Genomic DNA, 19,895 nt, shown 5'->3' on the forward strand with positions numbered 1-19,895 from the left:
CGGCTGCGCCTCGACCGGCGCGATCGAGCTCAGCGACGGGCCGCACCGGCTGGTCGTCAACTGCGGCGGCGCGGCGCTGGGAGGCGCATGGATTCCGGCCGATCTGGCGCAGGGCCTGCGCACCACGGCGGCGCATTCGACGCTGGTGCTGGACGACAGCAATTCCACCGCGCTGCTGCCCGACGGCACGCTGGGCAAGGGCGTGACCGAGGTGGAGCTGAACCGGCAGGAGCTGGAAAATGGCAGCCGCATCGACCTCAGCCATGACGGCTATGTCCGGCGCCTCGGCTATGTCCACCGCCGCCTGCTGCTGGTCAGCGGCGACGGCAAGGAGATCCGGGGCGAGGACATGCTGACCCCGGCCGAACGCCGCCGCAAGCCGGTGACGCTGCCGGTCCAGCTCCGCTTCCATCTTGCCCCCGGTGTCGAGCCGACCCCCACGGCGGACGGCCTCGGCGCGCTGCTGCGCATCGACCTCGGCCCCCTCTGGCAGTTCCGCGCCGGCGCGGGCAAGCTCGCGATCGAGGAAAGCCTCTGGGTCGACCCCGACGGCCGCCCCCACCCCACCCGCCAGCTCGTCGTCACCGCCGAGGCGTTGCCGGGCGGGTCCAGCATCGGCTGGCTGTTCAAGCGGGTGGGGTAACGGCCGGGCGGGTAGTTTGGATAATCTCCCTAGAGCCCGTCATCCCCGCGAAGGCGGGGATCCATCTCTCGGACTCTGCGCTGGAAGCGAAGCCTTGGCAGGAATGGCGGTATGGGGTGGGTTGCAGACTGTCGGCTTCTGGCTATTTTGCAAGAAAAAATAGCCATCCGATGGACATGGAAATATGGCCGCTCTCATCGCTTCGCATGTTTTCTCAGCAATAAACCGTCAAGGTGAGAAATTTGAGATATCCATCGGTCTAGAAATTCCAACAAAAGATCACGAAGGAATTTGGTGGTGCCCGGTGCATTTGTCTCCATTCCTAAACAAGGTCAGGCCCATCGCGGGCGCAGACTCATTCCAGTCTATTTGTTTATCGATTGCCTTAGTGCGATCGGTCATCGATGACTTCGTTGAGAAAGGCGGCCAGATGCCGTCATCCTTTCATTCATCGTATCCAATGGGCGTAATGCCGGAAGATTAGTGAAACACTGAGGCAGCTTTTAACGCTTCCCAAAGGCTCTATGTACGGCCGCAAATGGGTCGCGTCCTGCCGGTCAGCTTTCCCGCCCAGGAGCGGACCGACCGCTAACGGGAAGGTTTGGCGTCGATCGGCCCAGTGAACGGCGATCAAGGGTGGAGAACAGTCGGGCAGCTTTTGGTTGAGTGCAGTTTAATAGCTGCCATAACGGCCGCTACGCGCGGGAGAGAGCATGTCCATAATCAGGCGCATTTTGGGCGAGCCCAGACCGGGCAAACCGCTACCGGTGATCTGCAAGGATCCCGTAACGCTCGCGGCGGCGCAGCGCGTCGAACGAAGCGGTCACTGCGCCTGCCTTTCATTGCGGGGGAAGAAGGGCACACCAAGCGTTCCAAATCTACACGCGGAACCGCAGGATACATCCGCACCCGGATGGCTGGCGCTGCTGACCCTGATCGATGAAAGCCGGAACACCTCCGTGATCGAGCCATCGGCGACGATACCTGCTGAGCAATGGTCAGACGTCATCACGCTGCCGACAGAAGTGCAATTTCTAACAACGGTGAGCCAATTGCGCCTCTATGGTAGCCATCTTCGTCGCTTACCGCCCGAGATCGGCAGACTATCCGCGCTCTGCAATCTAGACATATACACTTCTTACTCATTGCATTGGCTACCCTACGAGGTGACCCGCTGCGCCCGTTTGCGTGACACGCGGATGAGCACCCGCGCACTCTATGGCAATATCAAAACGCGTTTGCCCTTCCCAAGATTGTCCGGTCCGCTGAATGTTCTCCAGCCACAAACTTGCAGTGTTTGCGATAAGCCCTTCGGTGAGCGCGGCGCGACTCCCTACTGGACCACCCAGCGGATTGGGACTGACGTGACCCCTTTGCTCGCTCACTCCTGTTCTTCGGAATGCACAGCTCGCATTCCTGATGCCCCCGAAGGCTACTACGCAAGACCACATAAAGGTGGCGGTGGGGTCGGTATGCCTGTTTCCGATCTGTATTAAGTCGCTTCCAGCAATGGCCGGTTTCGGGCACCAATTGGTCGAGATCGAGTGACTGCTAATGGGTCGCTATTTGCCCGTCCCCGCATCGTCATGCCGGGCACGACCCCGCATCCCGCTTTTGCTCTCCAGAAGCGATGAAGAAGCGATACCCCGCCGCGAGGCCGGGGTAACGGTTAAGGTGAACAAGCTGTCTATACGACCGCCGCTCCCGCTGGCAGGTGCGCTGCCTGCGCCACCCGCAAATCTGGTTTGCCCTAATCCCCTTGACCCACCCTCTACCGCAGCGCAGCATTACCGCCATGGCGACTCTCTCCTCCGAAGCGGCGGCTCCGCCGCCTGCGATCACGCAGAATCCCGATATCCGCTATCTCGGGCGCCTGCTGGGCGATGTGATCCGCGCCTATGGCGGGGAGAAGCTCTACAAGCAGACCGAATATATCCGGTCGGCATCGGTCGACCGGGCGCGGGGGGTGCAGGGGGCGGACCTGACCGACACGGGCCTGGAGGCGCTGAGCCTGGACGACACGCTGAGCTTCGTGCGCGGCTTCATGCTGTTCTCGATGCTCGCCAACCTGGCCGAGGACCGGCAGGGGGTGGCGGCCGAGCCCGGCGCCGACGTCGCTTCCGCCGTGGCGCGGCTCGCCGACCACGGCATCGGCCGCGAGGCGGTGCTGGACCTGCTGTCCCATGCGCTGGTCGTCCCGGTGCTCACCGCTCACCCGACCGAGGTGCGGCGCAAGAGCATGATCGACCACAAGAACCGCATCGCCGACCTGATGCTGCTGAAGGATGCCGGCCGGACCGAGACCGACGAGGGCGAGCAGCTGGACGAGGCGATCTTCCGCCAGATCGCGCTGCTGTGGCAGACGCGCCCGCTGCGCCGCGAAAAGCTGTTCGTGCAGGACGAGATCGACAATGTCCTCACTTATTTCCGCGACATCTTCCTGCCGGTGCTCCCCGCGCTCTACGCCCGGTGGGAGCGCGTGCTGGAGGCGCGGCCGCAGAGTTTCCTGCGGGTGGGCAACTGGATCGGCGGCGACCGCGACGGCAATCCCTTCGTCCAGGCGCCGCAGTTGCGGTCGGCGCTCGGGCGGGGATGCCAGGCGGCGCTGGGCTTCTATCTGGAGGGCGTGCACGCGCTGGGGGCGGAACTGTCCGTCTCCACCGAGCTGGCGCAGGTGCCGCAGGCGGTGCTGGAGCTGGCCGAAGCGAGCGGCGACGCATCGCCCAGTCGCGCCGACGAACCCTATCGCCGGGCCATTTCCGGCATCTACGCCCGGCTGGCCGCCACCTATGCGACGCTGGTGGGCCATGCGCCGCCGCGTCCTTCGGCGCTGGCGGGCGAGCCCTATGGCAACCCGGCCGAGCTGCGCCGCGACCTGGTGGTGATCGCGCAGGGGCTGGCGGCGGAAGGCGACGGCGCGCTGGCGACCGGCGGGGCGCTGGGGCGGCTGATCCGGGCGGTGGAGACCTTCGGATTCCATCTCGCCACGCTCGACATGCGGCAGAACAGTGCGGTGCACGAGCGGGTCGTCGCCGAACTGCTGAAGGTCGCGGGGGTCGAGGCGGACTATCTGGCGCTCGACGAATATGCGCGCATCGCCCTGCTGCGCCGGGAGCTGGCGAGCAACCGGCCGCTCGGCACGCGCTTTTCCGATTATGCGGAGGAGACCGCGTCGGAACTGGCGATCGTGCAGGCGGCGGCGGAGGCGCATGCGACCTATGGCCCGCAGTGCATCACCCATTATCTGATTTCCAAGGCGGAAAGCGTGTCCGACCTGCTGGAGGTCAACATCCTGCTGAAGGAAGCGGGGCTGTGGCGCGCGGGGCAGGACGGCGAGCCGCCGCAGGCCGCGATCATGGCGGTGCCGCTGTTCGAGACCATCGCCGACCTGGAGGCGGCGCCCAGCATCATGACCGCCTATTTCGGCCTGCCCGAGATCGCCGGCGTGGTGAAGGCGCGGGGCCATCAGGAAGTGATGATCGGCTATTCCGACAGCAACAAGGATGGCGGCTATATCACCTCCACCTGGAGCCTCTATCAGGCGAGCCAGGCGCTGGCGCCGGTCTTTGCGCAGGCGGGGACGGCGATGCAGCTGTTCCACGGCCGCGGCGGTGCCGTGGGGCGGGGCGGCGGCTCCTCCTTCGCGGCGATCCAGGCGCAGCCGCGCGGCACGGTGCAGGGGCGCATCCGCATCACCGAGCAGGGCGAGATGATCGCCGCGAAGTTCGGGTCGCGCGATGTCGCGATGACCAATCTGGAGGCGATGACCAGCGCGACGCTGCTCGCCAGCCTGGAGCCGGATGGGGTTTCGGCGCGCGACGCCGCGCGCTTCGCGACGGCTATGGACGCGCTGTCGCAGTCCGCCTTCGCCGCCTATCGCGACCTGGTGTACGGCACCGAGGGGTTCCGCGAGTTCTTCCGCGAGCTGACCCCGATCCAGGAGATTTCGGGCCTGAAGATCGGCTCGCGGCCAGCCAGCCGCACCAAGAGCACCAAGATCGAGGATCTGCGCGCCATCCCCTGGGTGTTCAGCTGGGCGCAGGCGCGGGTGATGCTGCCGGGCTGGTATGGCGTGGGGCACGCACTGGCGGGCTTCGAGGACAAGGCGCTGCTGGCCGACATGGCGCAGCACTGGTCGTTCCTGACATCCGCGCTCGCCAATATGGAGATGGTGCTGGCGAAGTCGGACCTGGGCATCGCCGCGCACTATCTGCCGCTGGTGGAGGACCAGGCGCGGGGGCAGGAGATTTTCGGCCGCATCCGCGACGGATGGGCGATGACCCATGACGGGCTGCTCGCCGCCACCGGCCAGTCGCGGCTGCTGGAGAAGAACCCGGCGCTCGACGCGTCGATCCGGCTGCGGCTGCCCTATATCGAGCCGCTGAACCTGCTGCAGGTCGAGCTGATGAAACGCCACCGCGCGGGCGAGGACGACCCCCGGATCAAGGAAGGCATAGAGCTGTCGATCAACGCCATCGCGACGGCGCTGCGCAACAGCGGGTAGGGGGCGCGCGCCCTCAGCCCGCCTTCGCTCGCAGCGCGATCGCCATGCCGGCGACCGCCAGCAGCGCGCCGGCGAGGGCCATGCCAGTCCAGCGATAGCCCTCTGCCAGTGTGGAGATCAGCATCGCGATCACCGGGATCAGCACGCTGGTATAGGCCGCCCGCCCTGCGCCGATGCGCTGGATGAGGCCGAAATAGAGCGGGAAGGTGACCACCGATCCCGCGATCGCCAGCCAGCCTATGCCCAGCAGATAGGCGGGGCGCATGTCGACCACCGGCGGGCCGGCCGTGGCGAGGGCATAGAGCGCATCGCCCGCGCTGCCGATCAGCATCGCCCAGGCCAGCACCGCCACCATCGGCAGGCGGCGGGCGACCTGCATCCCCTGCATGATGTTGGCCGCCGAGGCGCTGAGCAGTCCCGCGACGCTGAACGCCACGCCCAGCAGCACCGCGTCCGGCGAGACCGGCGCGGCGCGATATTCACGGACCAGCAGCAGCACGATCCCGGCGACCGCGATCACCGATCCGGCGATGAAGGCGCGGCTGACCGGCTGGCGGAAGGCGATCCAGGCGAGGATGCTGTTGGGGATCAGCAGCATCGCATAGACCGTCGCCACCACGCCCGATGTCAGATGCTGTTCGGCGCGATAGACGAAGTTGAAGTTGAGCACGAATTGGGCGAGGCCGAGCAGCGCCGCGAAGGCATAGCCCTCCCGCGGGAGCCGCAGCGGCACGCCGCGCAGGCGCGCGAAGGCGGCCATGGCGATCCCCGCGACCAGGAAGCGGTAGCAGACAGACCAGCTTGCCGGCACGCCGCCCAGCTGGTCGCGAATGACGATCCAGGTCGAGCTCCAGATCAGCGTCACCAGGAGGAAGGGCAGGACGATCCCGCCCTTGGGGCTATCCTGCGCCACGGCCGAGCGCCCGCAGCGCGGAAGCGAGGGGGGCGACGCTCGCCGCATCCTGCGACCAGTTGGTGACGAGCCGGGCTGCGCCTTCGCCCCAGTCGTAGAAGTCGAATCCCTGCGCGCGCAGGGCGGCGGCCTCTTCGGCGGTCAGGCTGATGAAGAGCTCGTTCGCCTCGACCGGCTGCATCAGCCGCCCCTCCGCCCCTTCGGCAAGCGCCTGCGCGGCGGCGTTGGCGGCGCGGGCGTTGGCGAGCCACAGCCCGTCCTCGATCATCGCCAGGATCTGCGCGGCGAGATAGCGGCCCTTGGAGAAGAGATGGCCCGAGCGCTTGCGCCAGCGCGCGGCCTCGGCGGCGCGGGCGTCGGCCTGCTCGCCGAAGAAGAGGAGCGCCTCCGCGTTCATCCCGCCATTCTTGACGCAGCCGAAGGAGAGGACGTCCACCCCGGCGCGCCAGGTCACGTCGCCCGGATGGCAGCCCAGATGCGCGACCGCATTGGCGAAGCGGGCGCCGTCCATGTGGAGGCCGAGCCCGTGCTTTCGCGCGACCTCGCCCAGCGCGGCGACCTCGTCGGGCGCATAGACGCGGCCATATTCGGTCGCCTGGGTGATGGTCAGCGCGCGGGCCGGCACCTGGTGCACGTCCGGGCGGATCGCCTTCAGCCGCGCGCGCACCGCGTCGGGCGACAGCTTCGCGCCGTCGCCCGGCAGGGTCAGGAGGCTGGCGCCATGGGTGAAGAAGCCCGGCGCGCCGCATTCGTCGACGACGACATGCGCCTCCTCATGCGCGATCACCCCGCCATAGGGCGGGCATAGGCAAGCGAGCGCGATGCTGTTCGCCGCCGTGCCGGTGGAAACCCACAGTGCCCTGACCGGCGTGCCGAACAGGTCGGCGAAGGCGCCGTCCAGCCGCGCGCTCCAGGCATCGCCGTCATAGCCATGGTCGGCATGGTCGGCCGCCGCGATCGCGGCCATGACCTGCGGGCAGACGGGGGTGGCGTTGTCGGAAAAGAAGTGCATGGCGCCGGATTAGCCGAGCCCCTCCAAAGCGCAAGCGGGCGCGAGCGGGCCAGTTGCCGGGCAGTGGCCGGGAATCGGGCCGCGCAACATTGTTCCAAGCCCGCTTCTGTGACATAGGCCGCGCTGTCCAAGCCGAAGGAGTAGAAATATGGACGTCCAGCAGACATCGCGCTTCACGCTCACCCGGAACAGCCAGGCTGTGGCGGCTGACCGGCGCGCCGTACTGCTCGAGGACCCCGGCTTCGGACGGATTTTCACCGACCATATGGTGGTGATCCGCTATACCGAGGGGCGGGGCTGGCACAGCCACGGCGTGGTGCCGCGCGAACCCTTCCAGCTCGATCCCGCCTCCGCCGTGCTGCATTATGCGCAGGAGATCTTCGAGGGCATGAAGGCCTATCGCCTGGAGGACGGCACCGTCGCCATGTTCCGGCCAGAGGAGAATGCCCGCCGCTTCGCCGACTCCGCCGAGCGCATGGCGATGCCCGTGCTGCCCGAGGAGATCTTCCTGGAGGCGGTCGAGGAGCTGGTGAAGATCGACGCCGACTGGATCCCGAGCGGCGAGGGCAGCCTGTACCTGCGCCCCTTCCTGTTCGCGAGCGAGGCGTTCCTGGGCGTGCGGCCGGCCGCCGAATATATCTTCTGCGTGATCGCATCGCCCGCCGGCGCCTATTTCAAGGGCGGCAAGAAGGCGGTGACGCTGTGGGTGTCGGAACATTATACCCGCGCCGCGCGCGGCGGCACGGGCGCTGCCAAGTGCGGCGGCAACTATGCCGCGTCGCTGGTGGCGCAGAAGGAAGCGATCGCGCAGGGATGCGACCAGGTCGTCTTCCTCGACGCCGCGGAGAACAAGTGGGTCGAGGAACTGGGCGGCATGAACGTCTTCTTCGTGATGGAGGACGGGTCGCTGGTGACGCCGCCGCTGGGCGGCACGATCCTGCCCGGCATCACCCGCGCGAGCATCATCGACCTGGCCCGCGCCAAGGGCCACGCAGTACGCGAGGAGCGCTACAGCTTCGCCCAGTGGCGCGATGACGCGGCGAGCGGGCGGTTGCGCGAGGCCTTCGCCTGCGGCACGGCGGCGGTCGTGACGCCGATCGGCATCGTCAAGAGCGCGAGCGGCGACTTCACCGTGGGCAATGGCGATGGCGGGCTCGTCACGGAGGCGCTGCGCGCAGAGCTCACCGGAATCCAGCGCGGGACGGTGGCCGACCCGGCGAACTGGCTGCGGCGGCTGTAAAAGGCCGCACCTTATCATCCGTTCAGGCTGAGCGAAGTCGAAGCCCTGGCCTGAACGCAGTGAAGGCGCTTCACTGCGTTCAGCGGTACCCTTCGACTTCGCTCAGGGCGAACGGGGTGGGCGCGGGCGCGCCGCACCGGCCCTTTCGGACAGGAAAGGTGGGACGGCGCTTTCCAATCCTCCGCCCAGCGCCTAGACAGGCCCTTATGCAACGCTTCGACGTCGTCATCCTGGGCGGAGGGCTGGTCGGCCTCACGCTCGGCATCGCCCTCTCCCGCCACGGTGTGCGCTGCGCCGTCGTCGATCCCGCCGATCCGGTCGAAACGACCGCGGCGGGCTTCGACGGCCGTGTCTCGGCTATCTCCTCCACCAGCGTCGCCATGCTCTCCGCCATCGGCGTCGCCGCGCATCTGGAGGGCAAGGGCTGTCCGATCGATCGCATCTGGGTCAGCGACGGGCTGGAGCCGGGCGCGCTCGACTTCGTGCCCGACGAGGATGACGGGGCGATGGGCATCATGTTCCCCAATCGCGACCTGCGCCTCGCGCTCGCCGCGACGGCCGCCGGCGCGGAAAATCTGGTCCGCTTCCAGCCCGACCGTGCCGTCACGGTAGAGCGCGACGCCGCCGGCGTGCGCCTGACGCTGGCAAGCGGAGCGGAGCTGCGCGGCGCGCTGCTGGTCGCGGCGGAGGGGCGCAACAGCCCCACGCGCGAGGCGGCGGGCATCCGCACGACGCGCTGGCAGTACCGGCACACCGCGATGGTGACGGCGGTCGACCATGAGGTGCCGCACGCCAACACCGCCTATGAGATCTTCTATCCCGGCGGCCCCTTCGCGCTGCTGCCGATGCTGCCGGGCACCCGGTCCGCCGTGGTGTGGACGGTGCCGACCGACCAGGCGCCCGCCATGCTGAAGCTGTCGGAACGCGCCTGGCTGGCCGAGGCGCAGAAGCGGATCGGCGGCTTCCTGGGGGAGATCAGCCTGGCGGGGCCGCGCTCCTCCTATCCGCTGGGTTTCCACCATGCGGCGCGGATCACCGACACGCGGCTCGCGCTGGTGGGCGATTCGGCCCACGGCATCCACCCGATCGCCGGGCAGGGCCTCAATCTGGGCTTCCGCGACGTCGCGGCGCTGGTGGAGGTGCTGGTGGAAGGCATGCGCCTGGGCCTCGACCCGGGCGATGCGCAGCTGCTCGCGCGCTATCAGCGCTGGCGCGGGCTGGACGCGATGATGACCAGCATCGCGATGGACGGGCTCGTGCGGCTGTTCGACGTACCGGGCAAGCTCCCCTCGCTGGTGCGCCGCGCGGGCCTGGCCATGGTGCAGCGCACGTCCCCGCTCAAGCAGCGCTTCATGGCGGAGGCGCGGGGACAATCGGGTGCGCTCCCGCGGCTGCTGACGGGAGAGATGGTGTAATCCATATCCGTAAGCGTCCGTAGCGGGACGGTCTTATCTGCCCATACCGGCCGTGCGGCAATCCTGGCGTTTGGCGTCAGGAGAAAGAAGAAGTGTCCTTTGCAGACGCGTGCATCGCCCTTGGGGTGATGATCGCCTTTGCGACCTTGATCCTCAAGATCGTGGAGGTCTCACGCTCCAAATAGAGGATGTGCGACGGACAAGAGGCGGGCGGCAACCTGCCTCCTGGACGGTTGAACCCCCGCCACGGCAATGACGGGGGTTCCTGGCACAAAGCGAAGCCATGCCCTTTGCAGGCCTTGTATACGGCATTGGGCCGGAAATTTCATCCGGCTTCACCCCACCCGGTTGGCGACGAGATTTTCGACGACGGAGGGATCGGCCAGGGTGCTGGTATCCCCCAGCGCCTGTGGCGAGGTTTCGCCTTCGGCGATCTTGCGCAGGATGCGGCGCATGATCTTGCCGGAGCGGGTCTTGGGGAGGGCGGGGGCGAACTGGATGGCGTCGGGCGTGGCGATGGGGCCGATTTCGGTGCGGACCCAGGCGACCAGCGCCTTGCGCAGGGCATCGCTCGGCTCTTCATGGGCGTTGAGCGTCACATAGGCGTAGATGCCCTGGCCCTTGATGTCGTGGGGGAAGCCGACCACCGCCGCCTCGGCCACCGCCTCGTGCAGCACGAGGGCGCTTTCGACCTCCGCCGTGCCCATGCGGTGGCCCGACACGTTGATGACGTCGTCGACGCGGCCGGTGATCCAGTAATAGCCGTCCGCATCCCGGCGCGCGCCGTCGCCGGTCGTGTACTTGCCGGCGAAGGTGGTGAAATAGGTCTGGAAGAAACGCGCATGGTCGCCCCAGACGGTGCGCATCTGGCCGGGCCAGCTCTGCGCGATGACGAGATTGCCTTCGGCCGCGCCGTCGAGCACATGCCCTTCCGCATCGACGATCTGGGGCACGACGCCCGGCAGCGGCAGGGTGGCGGAGCCGGGCTTGAGGTCGGTGGCGCCGGGCATGGGCGCGATCATCGCGCCGCCGGTCTCCGTCTGCCACCAGGTGTCGATGATCGGGCAGCGGCCATCGCCCACCACCTGGTGATACCAGCGCCAGGCCTCCGGATTGATCGGCTCGCCCACCGTGCCGAGCACGCGCAGGCTGGCGCGGCTGGTGCGGGTCACATGCGCGTCGCCTTCCTTCATCAGCGCGCGCAGCGCCGTCGGCGCGGTGAACAGGGTGTGGACCTGGTGCCGGTCCACCACCTCCCAGATGCGGCTGGGCGTGGGCCAGTTGGGCACGCCTTCGTACATCAGGGTGGTCGCGCCGTTCGCAAGCGGGCCGTAGACGATATAGCTGTGCCCGGTGACCCAGCCGATGTCAGCGGCGCACCACCAGATGTCGCCGGGGCGATAGTCGAAGCACAGTTCGTGCGTCAGGGCGGCCCAGAGGAGGTAGCCGCCGCTCGTGTGCAGCACGCCCTTGGGCTTGCCGGTGGAGCCCGAGGTATAGAGGATGAACAGCGGGTCCTCCGCGTCCATCGGCTCGGGCGGGCAGTCGGCGGAAACCTTTGCCGCTTCCTCGTGCAGCCAGACGTCGCGCCCGTCCTGCATCGCGATGTCGCCGCCGGTGGCCTTCACCACGATCACGCTCCTGACGCAGGGGCATTCCCGCAGCGCCGCATCGACATTGGCCTTGAGCGGCACCTTGCGGCCGGCGCGGCGCCCCTCGTCGGCGGTGACGACCAGCCGCGAATCGCAGTCCTGGATGCGGCCCGCCAGCGCCTCGGGCGAGAAGCCGCCGAACACCACGCTGTGGATCGCACCGATCCGCGCGCAGGCGAGCAGGGCGAAGGCGGCCTCCGGGATCATCGGCATGTAGATGGTGATGCGGTCGCCCTTCCGCGCCCCGGCGGCCTTCAGCACATTGGCGAAGCGGCAGACCTCCTCATGCAGCTGGCGGTAGGTGTAGCGCCGGGGCTCCTCGTCGGGGGCGTCGGGTTCCCAGAGGATCGCGACCTGGTCGGCGCGTTCGGCCAGATGCCGGTCGATGCAGTTGGCGCTGACGTTCAGCCGGCCGTCGGCGAACCACCGCACGCCGAAATCCGCCTCCGCAAAGCTGCTCTCGTCGGTCCGGGTGGGGAAGGTCGTCCAGTCCAGCCGCTTCGCCCGATCCAGCCAATAGGCATGGCTATCCCCGATCGAGCGACCATAGTCCGCCGCGCGCCCCGCCCCGTCCAGCAGCGCTCCAGCTGCCCATCCCGCCGGAACCGGGTAATAATCGTCAGCCATGCGCGCATCCTTTCCTGTGCGAAACCTTCGCTTCGGCGCTTCTTCTAGTGCGCGCATACGCGGATCGGAAGATGGGAAGCCCCCTTCTTTTCGCCGCAGCGGAACTTCGGCCCATGATGCGCATTTTGCCGCTTCCCCGGCGCGCGGCCGAAGCCTAACAGGAACGGCTTATGTGGCAGCTTTATCAATTCCCGCTCTGTCCCTTTTCCCGCAAGGTCCGGCTGCTGCTGGGCGAGAAGGGCGTGGGATATGATCTGGTGCGCGAATCCCCCTGGACGATGCGCGACGAGTTCCTGGACCTGAACCCCGCGGGCACGACGCCGGTGATGGTGGACGAGGAGAAGGCGATCACCCTGATCGACAGCCAGGCGATCTGCGAATATTTCGAGGAGACGGTGGAGAAATTCCCGCTGATCTCCGGCACGGCGGCGGGACGGGCGGAGGTGCGGCGGCTGACCGCCTTCTTCGACCAGGTCTTCTACGGCGATGTGGTGGGGCCGCTGCTGCACGAGCGGATGAAGAAGCGCCTGATCGAGCGCGCGCCGCCCGACGCGCGCATCCTGCGCGAGGCGATGAAGCGGGCGAACGTCCATATGGACTATATGGACTATCTGCTCGACCACCGCAGCTGGATGGCGGGAGGGACGCTGAGCCTGGCCGACATCGCGGCGGCGGCGCACCTGTCGGTCGCGGACTATCTGGGCGGCATCGACTGGGCCGGGCACGAGCCGGTGCGGCGCTGGTATGCGGGGTTCAAGTCGCGGCCGTCCTTCCGGCCGCTGCTGTCGGAGCGGATGGAGGTGATCACCCCGCCGTCCCATTATGAGAAGCCCGATTTCTGAAGGCTGATTGCCCCTAGTCGAGGTCGGACGCGAGATAGACGCGGTTGCGGCCATGCTCCTTCGCGAGGTAAAGCGCGCGGTCGGCGGCCTTGAGCGCGGCGCGGGGATCCTCATGCGCCAGTACGTTCGCGACCCCGGCCGAGAAGCTCACCCGCTCCATTCGCTCGCCATTGGTGCGGTTGACGAGGCTGCGGGTCGCCAGATCCTCGCGCACCGCGTCCACCGCCTCGCAGGCTTCGGCTGCTGTCTTGCCCCGGAACAGCATCACGAATTCCTCGCCCCCGTGGCGGGCCACATGGCAGCGGTCATCCGATGCCTTCGCCAGCAGGCCGGCGACGAACTTCAACACCCGGTCGCCGGTGTCATGGCCGTGGCTGTCGTTGATCCGCTTGAAATGGTCGATGTCGCAGAAGGCGACGGACAGCTGTTCGCCCGACTCCTGCGCGACCTTGATCTCGTCGCGCAGAACGGTCTCGAAGGCGCGGCGGTTGGGCAGGCCGGTGAGATGGTCGTGCTCGGCGGCACGCCGCGCGCTTTCCAGGCTGGACTTGAGCGCCAGCGTCTGGCGCTGGTTGTCGCGCAGCTGGCTTTCCACCTGGCGGGTCTTTTCCACCATGGATCGGGTCAGGCCGACCAGACGGGCCAGGATCGGCTCGCTGTCGCCCCCCGATTCCAGCCCGCGTGCCTGTTCCTGCAGCGCTGCGCCGTAATTGCGGGCGGAGGTACGCGATTCGTCCATCAGGCCGGTGAACTGCTCCAGATTCTCCTCGACCTTGTCGAGCATGGTCGCCAGCGCCTCCGGCGTTACTTCATCGGGGCGATGCTCGGCGGCGACGCCCTCGATCCAGCCGTTGGTGATCCGGCCGCGCTCCATCAGCACGGCGCGCACCGCCTTCTCCACGCCGATATTGGCACCCGTCAGATAGTCATGGGCAACGCCGAAGTTGAGCGGCGTGAGATCGAGGTCATGGGCGAAGAGGAAGTCGCCGATCTCCTCGTACAGCCGGCGGCGGCGGCCGATCTCCCGGCTGGACGCCGTGCCGGCGCGGCGGCGGGCGTCGGGCGCATCCTCCTCCTCTTCCTCGGCCTTGCCGGAAAGACCCCTGGCCCAGCGCGCCAGCCGGTCGGTCAGCCCCTGCTGCGTTTGTGCGGATGAAGATGTTGCCCCGGTCATGCATTCCATAACGGATGCACCGGAACAGGGTTAAGAGCGCTTCAAAGATAAAGCGCCAAGGCGCTGGAATCAGGATCAGATATCGGCCGCGACAAGCCAGTCCCGGAAGATCCGCACCGCGCGCGTCTGCAGCGCGCGGGGGCGGCAGACGAAGAAATAGCGATAGGGGCTTTCGACATAGGTCGGGAAGAGGCGCACCAGCCGCGAATCGGCAGCTTCGTTGAAATGGCTGGCGTGCATTACCGCGACGCCCAGCCCCTGTGCCGCCGCCTCCAGCATCAACTGGCCCGAATCATAATTGTCGATCGCCAGCGGTTGCAGGTCGGGCAGGCCCACCGCCGTTTTCCACGCGTCGAAAGCCAGCACCATGTCGCGATGCAGGAGGACCGTGTGCTGCGCCAGCTCCTGCGGGGACGTCAGGGCGTGCGGCCCCTCCAGCAGCGCCTTGCGCCCGATCAGATAAACCTCGTCATGGTCGAGTTCGTGCGCGTAGAGCGCCGGATCGATGTCCTTCGCCAGCACGATCGCGGCGTCGAGCCCCTCGCCCAGCCGGGCGACGGCGTAGGGCGTGGTCTCGATGTCGATATGCAGCTGGGGATGCTGGCGCCGCAGTTCGCCCAGATGGGGGAAGAGGCGCTGTGTCGCGAACAGCGGCATCACCGCCAGCCTTAGCCGCAGCTGGTTGCCGCCGCTCTGGATGTTCTCCAGCGCCTGGCTGAGCGAATCGAGTGCGGGCGCGATGTCGTCGAGCAGCCGCTGACCCTCCGCATTGATCTCCAGCGCCTGGTGCTTGCGGTCGAACAGAGGGCGGCCGATGAAGCGCTCCAGCGCCTGGACGCGGCGGCTGAGCGCGGGCGTGGAGAGGGCAAGCTCCTCCGCGGCCGCCTTGACCGATCCCAGCCGGGCAACCTGAACGAAGGCCTCCAGGGCCGTAAGGGGCGGCAGTCTGCGCATCTCTCTGGTCGTTCTCAGGCCGATCCGCTGCGCCGCGTCATTGCTGTTCTGCGACGGCGCGCTGACCGGCGGTCAAGCATCCTCTCCTCACTGAGCAGGAAAAGCGGGCAAATGGCAAGATGCAATCTTTGCAACCGCCCCCCTTATTTCGCACTTGCGAGATTTCGCGTTGCAGTGCACATAGGAGAGGCCTTTCAGGCATCCTCTCCTATAAACTTTCCGGGCTGGCCTTTGGCCGGCCCTTTTTTTTGTTCGCCTCATGGCAATGCGGGGCTCTTTCGCTCGGGCCGGGGGTTTCCTATCTCCTCACCCACCGACGAGGAAAGGGGGATGGCGGATGGCCGATCAGGAAACAGACGGGCGCAGGATTCAGGTCGCGAATGCGAGGCCCGAGGACGCGGGTCGCGGCCTTGCGCGCCTGCCGGTTGCGGTGATGGCGGAGCTTCACCTGGCCGAGGGCGATGTGGTGGAGATCGCGGGCAAGCGTACCACCCCTGCGCGAGTGGTGCGCCCGTACAAGGAAGACGAGGGGCTGGACGTGCTCCGCCTCGACGGCCTGCAACGCGCCAATGCCGGGGTGGGATCGGGCGATTTCGTCCAGATCCGCCGGATCGAGACCCGCGCCGCCCAGCGCGTCGTGTTCGCGCCTGCACAAAATAATCTTCGTCTCCAGGGCAATCCCGAAGCGCTCAAGCGCGTCTTTTTCCAGCGGCCGCTGACCGCCGGCGACGTCGTCGCCACGGCAGGCCAGCAGCAGGTGCCGCAAGGCGACATGCCGCTTCACCTGCGCCAGATGCTGGCCGCGCCGGCCTATGCATTGCAGGAAATCCGCCTTGTCGTCGTGTCGACGGTGCCCAAGGGCATCGTCCATATCGATGCGGAGACCGAGGTCGAACTGCGCGCCGAATATGAGGAGCCGCGCGAATCGCGGCGTGCCGATGTCACCTACGACGATGTCGGCGGCATGGCCGAGGCGATCGACCAGCTGCGCGAGATGGTGGAGCTGCCGCTGCGCTATCCCGAACTGTTCGAGCGCCTGGGGGTCGATCCGCCCAAGGGCGTGCTGCTGCACGGCCCGCCGGGTACCGGCAAGACGCGGCTGGCCCGCGCCGTCGCGAACGAATCGGACGCAGAGTTCTTCCTGATCAACGGGCCCGAGATCATGGGCTCCGCCTATGGCGAGTCGGAAAAACAGCTGCGCGAGATTTTCGAGGCGGCGGCCAAGTCCGCCCCGTCGATCCTGTTCATCGACGAGATCGATTCGATCGCGCCCAAGCGCGGCAATGTGACCGGCGAGACGGAGAAGCGCCTGGTCGCCCAGTTGCTGACTTTGATGGACGGGCTGGAGCCGCGCACCAATCTGGTGGTCATTGCCGCGACCAACCGGCCCGAGGCGATCGACGAGGCGCTGCGCCGTCCCGGCCGCTTCGATCGCGAGATCATCGTCGGCGTCCCCGACGAGCGGGGCCGGCGGGAGATCCTGGGCATCCACACGCGCGGCATGCCGCTGCGCGAGGGCGTGGACCTGGCCGAGCTGGCGCGCATGACCTATGGCTTCGTCGGCGCGGACCTGGCGGCGCTGACCCGCGAGGCAGCGATCGAGGCGGTGCGCCGTTTCATGCCACGCCTCAACCTGGAGGAAGGGACGATCCCGCCCGACGTGCTGGAGGAGCTGTCGGTCACGCGCGACGATTTCATGGCCGCGATCAAGCGAGTCCAGCCGTCCGCCATGCGCGAGGTGATGGTGCAGGCGCCCAATATCGGCTGGGCCGACATCGGCGGCCTGGACGACGCGCAGATGCGCCTGAAGGAAGGGGTGGAGCTGCCGCTCAAGGATCCCGACGCCTTCCGCCGCCTGGGCATCCGCCCCGCCAAGGGCTTCCTGCTCTACGGTCCGCCCGGCACCGGCAAGACGCTGCTGGCGAAGGCGGTGGCACGCGAGGCGCAGGCGAACTTCATCGCCACCAAGTCGAGCGACCTGCTGAGCAAATGGTATGGCGAGAGCGAGCAGCAGATCGCGCGCCTGTTTTCCCGCGCGCGGCAGGTGGCGCCCACCGTCATCTTCATCGACGAGCTCGACAGCCTGGTGCCCGCCCGCGGCGGCGGGCTGGGCGAGCCGGCGGTGACGGAGCGGGTCGTGAACACCATCCTGGCGGAAATGGACGGGCTGGAGGAGCTGCAGTCGGTAGTGGTCATCGGCGCCACCAACCGGCCGACGCTGGTCGATCCCGCGCTGTTGCGTCCCGGACGGTTCGACGAGCTGATCTACGTTCCCGTGCCCGACGAGACGGGGCGGCGGCGCATCCTGTCCATCCACACGGCGAAGATGCCGCTGGCCGACGATGTCGATCTCGATTCGCTCGCGAAGCGCGCCGAGCGCTTCACCGGCGCGGACCTGGAGGATCTGGTCCGCCGTGCGGGCCTGATCGCGCTGCGCCAGTCGCTGTCGGTGGACAAGGTGACGCAGGCGCATTTCGACGCGGCGCTGGAGGAAACCCGCGCTTCGGTGACGCCGGAGGTCGAGCGTGAATATGAGCAGATGCAGGCGAAGCTGAAGCAGAATGCGATGCAGGTCGATCCCATCGGCTTCATCACGCCGGGCATGCTGCGGGCCCGCCAGCGGGAGGACTGAAAGGACGGCGGGCGGCGGAAATGAACATCCTTGCCGCCCGCGCGTTCGCCAAGAGACGCCGCAAAGCCGCTTGAAACCTGGGCCCATATTTGCGACGCCACGATGACAATGTCGAACGGGCGAGTGTTGATGGCTTCCATTCCTTTGAAAAAGAAGAACAATCTTTCTGCATTGCTGTTACGGTCCGGCACATTCATGGAACAATGGGGGATGTTTTTCCGCCAGTTCGTGAAGCATCCCGGCATGATCGGGTCCGTCATCCCGTCATCCCCCCTGATGGTCGAGGCCATTCTCGACCAGGTCGACTGGGCACGGACGCGGCTGTTCGTCGAATATGGCCCCGGCGTCGGCACCTTCACCCGGTCGATCCTGGAGCGGCTGCATCCCGACGCGACCCTGCTCGCGATCGACCTCAACCTCGACTTCATCGCCTATCTGGAAGCCAGCCTGCCCGACCGGCGCCTTAGGGTCGTGCACGGGTCGGCGGCCGATGTGCGCCGTTTCATCGCGGAGTCAGGCCATCGCCAGGCCGACTGCATCCTGTCCGGCATTCCCTTCTCCACCCTGCCTGACGGCGTGGGGCAGGGGATCTGCTCTGAGACGCACGCGGCGCTCCGGCCCGGCGGCGCCTTCCTGGTCTATCAATATTCCGCCTATGTGCGTGGACTGATGGCGCCGCTGTTCTCCTTCGTCGAGGAGCGGATGGAATGGCGCAACATCCCACCGTGCAGGACTTTCCGCGCCGTCAAGGAAGAGGCGTTGGCGCAGGCGGCCTGATACCTTAATCTGGATCAGCATTCTGGCGCGTTTTTTAATCCCCTAGTTTCAAAAATTTGACTCCCCGTCCTGATTTTGCAACGCAGGACGCGGGGACATGGGGGAAATGATGGCTGCGCGCGCTCGGTCGGACGATGCGTGGGCCGATCTGTTCCTGTCGGCTGCGCTGGAGCCGGGCAGGTGGGATGCGGCGTTGAAGGCGATGGCGGCGGCCACGGGCTCGCAGCACGGCCAGCTGATCGGCTTCGGCCCGGGAGCGACCGCCTTCAACTGGATCAGCGATATCGACGAGAGCGTCGTCACCCAGTCGGCGGCGATCGACGTCGGCAAGCCCGACCTCAATTTTCGTGTCGCCGCCGACCGGCTGCCCGACCGGCCGGAGATCGTGTACGAGGCGCATTACAACATCGCCCGACAGACGCTGCGCGGCGATGACTATCTCGATCTCTGCGCCGACTTCGATATCTTCGACGGCTGCCAGACCCGCCTGATCGCCAATGAGGACGTGATGATCGGTCTCGCGCTGCTGCGGACCAGCGGCGACGGGCGGACGGAGCAGGAGGATCGGGACCTGTTCGCGCGCATTGCCGGCCACGCCCGTTCGGCGGTTCGTCTGCAGCGCGCGATCGAACAGCAGGGATTCGCGCTGATCGCCGGGACGTTCGAAGCGATGGACCGGGCCTGCTGGCTGGTCGATGCCACCGGCCGGGTGGGCGGCATGACTCCGCGCGCGGAGTCGCTGCTGTCCGCAGGCCGGATTCGCCTGAGCGACGGCTGGCTGGCGAGCGAGCGGCCGGAGGAGAGCCGGGCAATCCTGCGATCGATTCGCGCGGTCGTCGATCCGCCGCTGTCGGTCGCCGATCCGGTGATGCTGCCGGGCGAGGGGGACGGCGTTGGCATCCTGCTGGAATTCTTCCCGCTGCCGGCCCGCCCCTGGGCGCTGCCCTTCGCGCCGCGCGCGATCGTCGTCGCGCGGATCGGTGCGCCGACCGACCGGCAGGCGCAGGTTCTGATTCGCAGCTTCCGCCTGACGCCGGCCGAAGCCGACATCGCGATCCGCCTGGCGGCCGGCCAGTCGCGCAGGGACATCGCGGCGGCGCGCGGGGTGTCGGTGGAAACGCTGAAGGTGCAGCTGCGCAGCATCTACGAAAAGACCGGATGCGGCCGGGAATCGCAGCTCGTGCGTATGGTCGGCCTGATCGGCGGCTGAGCCTGGCGTTCCGGCCGGTATTTTCAGGCCGGCCGATATTTTCAGGGCATACCTCCATTGGGGTATGCGCGACCAGCTGGCGGCCGATAAGAGATGGAAAGGCGGGTCGTTCCGCCGTCGGCAGCCGGGCCATTTTGCGACCCATGGCCCGGTTGCCGGTCATCGCCGCCTTCCTTCGTTTCGCGCTTTCATGCTATGGCACCGGCGCAAACGGCGAGAGCAAGATGAACGACCTGACCCAGACCCCCGAGATGCTGATCGCGACGCTTGGCGCGCGCGCGCGCAAGGCCGCCGCGCTGC

The 19,895-nt window shown here is 67.3% G+C and carries 15 protein-coding genes; 10 read left to right on the top strand and 5 right to left on the bottom strand.

Translation table 11 applies throughout. The features are described 5' to 3' along the window. The 4 genes from M529_RS40265 to ppc form a co-directional block, all read left to right on the top strand. A partial coding sequence (locus M529_RS40265; RefSeq protein WP_021318883.1) for a heparinase II/III family protein occupies positions 1–643 on the top strand: 643 nt, incomplete at its 5' end. Between the two features lie 184 nt (positions 644–827). Continuing rightward, a complete protein-coding gene (locus M529_RS49360; RefSeq protein ID WP_152522630.1) occupies positions 828–1,127 on the top strand; it encodes a hypothetical protein in 300 nt (99 codons plus the stop codon). Positions 1,128–1,356: 229 nt separating this feature from the next. Then, entirely contained in the window at positions 1,357–2,139 is a 783-nt protein-coding gene (locus M529_RS48525; RefSeq protein WP_201766353.1) for a hypothetical protein, read from the top strand. Between the two features lie 299 nt (positions 2,140–2,438). After that, a complete protein-coding gene (ppc, locus tag M529_RS40270; protein ID WP_021318884.1) occupies positions 2,439–5,147 on the top strand; it encodes a phosphoenolpyruvate carboxylase in 2,709 nt (902 codons plus the stop codon). Positions 5,148–5,160: 13 nt separating this feature from the next. Here ppc and M529_RS40275 read toward each other — a convergent pair whose 3' ends face one another. After that, entirely contained in the window at positions 5,161–6,108 is a 948-nt protein-coding gene (locus M529_RS40275) for a DMT family transporter (RefSeq protein ID WP_021318885.1), read from the bottom strand. Continuing rightward, a complete protein-coding gene (locus M529_RS40280; protein ID WP_021318886.1) occupies positions 6,047–7,072 on the bottom strand; it encodes a threonine aldolase family protein in 1,026 nt (341 codons plus the stop codon). The genes M529_RS40275 and M529_RS40280 overlap by 62 nt, the downstream gene beginning before the upstream one ends. 148 nt (positions 7,073–7,220) lie before the next feature. On the opposite strand from M529_RS40280, the gene M529_RS40285 reads away from it, so the two are divergent. Further along, entirely contained in the window at positions 7,221–8,312 is a 1,092-nt protein-coding gene (locus M529_RS40285; protein ID WP_021318887.1) for a branched-chain amino acid aminotransferase, read from the top strand. A 206-nt stretch (positions 8,313–8,518) separates the two neighbouring features. Continuing rightward, positions 8,519–9,727, top strand: a complete 1,209-nt coding sequence (locus tag M529_RS40290) for an FAD-dependent monooxygenase (protein ID WP_021318888.1) — start codon at positions 8,519–8,521, stop codon at positions 9,725–9,727. A 335-nt stretch (positions 9,728–10,062) separates the two neighbouring features. On the opposite strand, the gene acs is transcribed toward M529_RS40290, so the two are convergent. Then, the gene (acs, locus tag M529_RS40295) at positions 10,063–12,006 is read right to left on the bottom strand and encodes an acetate--CoA ligase (protein WP_021318890.1); all 1,944 of its coding nucleotides are present in this window, start codon (positions 12,004–12,006) and stop codon (positions 10,063–10,065) included. A 170-nt stretch (positions 12,007–12,176) separates the two neighbouring features. Between acs and M529_RS40300 the strand changes: the two genes are divergently transcribed. Next, a complete protein-coding gene (locus tag M529_RS40300; RefSeq protein WP_021318891.1) occupies positions 12,177–12,848 on the top strand; it encodes a glutathione S-transferase family protein in 672 nt (223 codons plus the stop codon). Positions 12,849–12,861: 13 nt separating this feature from the next. On the opposite strand, the gene M529_RS40305 is transcribed toward M529_RS40300, so the two are convergent. Then, positions 12,862–14,022, bottom strand: a complete 1,161-nt coding sequence (locus M529_RS40305; RefSeq protein WP_021318892.1) for a GGDEF domain-containing protein — start codon at positions 14,020–14,022, stop codon at positions 12,862–12,864. 75 nt (positions 14,023–14,097) lie between these two features. Beyond that, positions 14,098–14,976: a LysR substrate-binding domain-containing protein gene (locus M529_RS40310; protein ID WP_021318893.1), complete on the bottom strand. Its 879-nt coding sequence runs from the start codon at positions 14,974–14,976 to the stop codon at positions 14,098–14,100. Between the two features lie 337 nt (positions 14,977–15,313). Between M529_RS40310 and M529_RS40315 the strand changes: the two genes are divergently transcribed. The 3 genes from M529_RS40315 to M529_RS40325 all read left to right on the top strand — a co-directional run bounded on the left by M529_RS40315 (position 15,314) and on the right by M529_RS40325 (position 19,595). Continuing rightward, the gene (locus M529_RS40315; protein WP_021318894.1) at positions 15,314–17,608 is read left to right on the top strand and encodes a CDC48 family AAA ATPase; all 2,295 of its coding nucleotides are present in this window, start codon (positions 15,314–15,316) and stop codon (positions 17,606–17,608) included. 129 nt (positions 17,609–17,737) lie between these two features. After that, the gene (locus tag M529_RS40320; protein WP_031295158.1) at positions 17,738–18,385 is read left to right on the top strand and encodes a class I SAM-dependent methyltransferase; all 648 of its coding nucleotides are present in this window, start codon (positions 17,738–17,740) and stop codon (positions 18,383–18,385) included. A 109-nt stretch (positions 18,386–18,494) separates the two neighbouring features. Next, positions 18,495–19,595, top strand: a complete 1,101-nt coding sequence (locus M529_RS40325; protein ID WP_031295159.1) for a helix-turn-helix transcriptional regulator — start codon at positions 18,495–18,497, stop codon at positions 19,593–19,595. The last annotated feature ends 300 nt before the right edge of the window (positions 19,596–19,895 follow it).

The organism is Sphingobium ummariense RL-3 (genome assembly GCF_000447205.1).
Classification (GTDB): Bacteria; Pseudomonadota; Alphaproteobacteria; order Sphingomonadales; family Sphingomonadaceae; genus Sphingobium; species Sphingobium ummariense.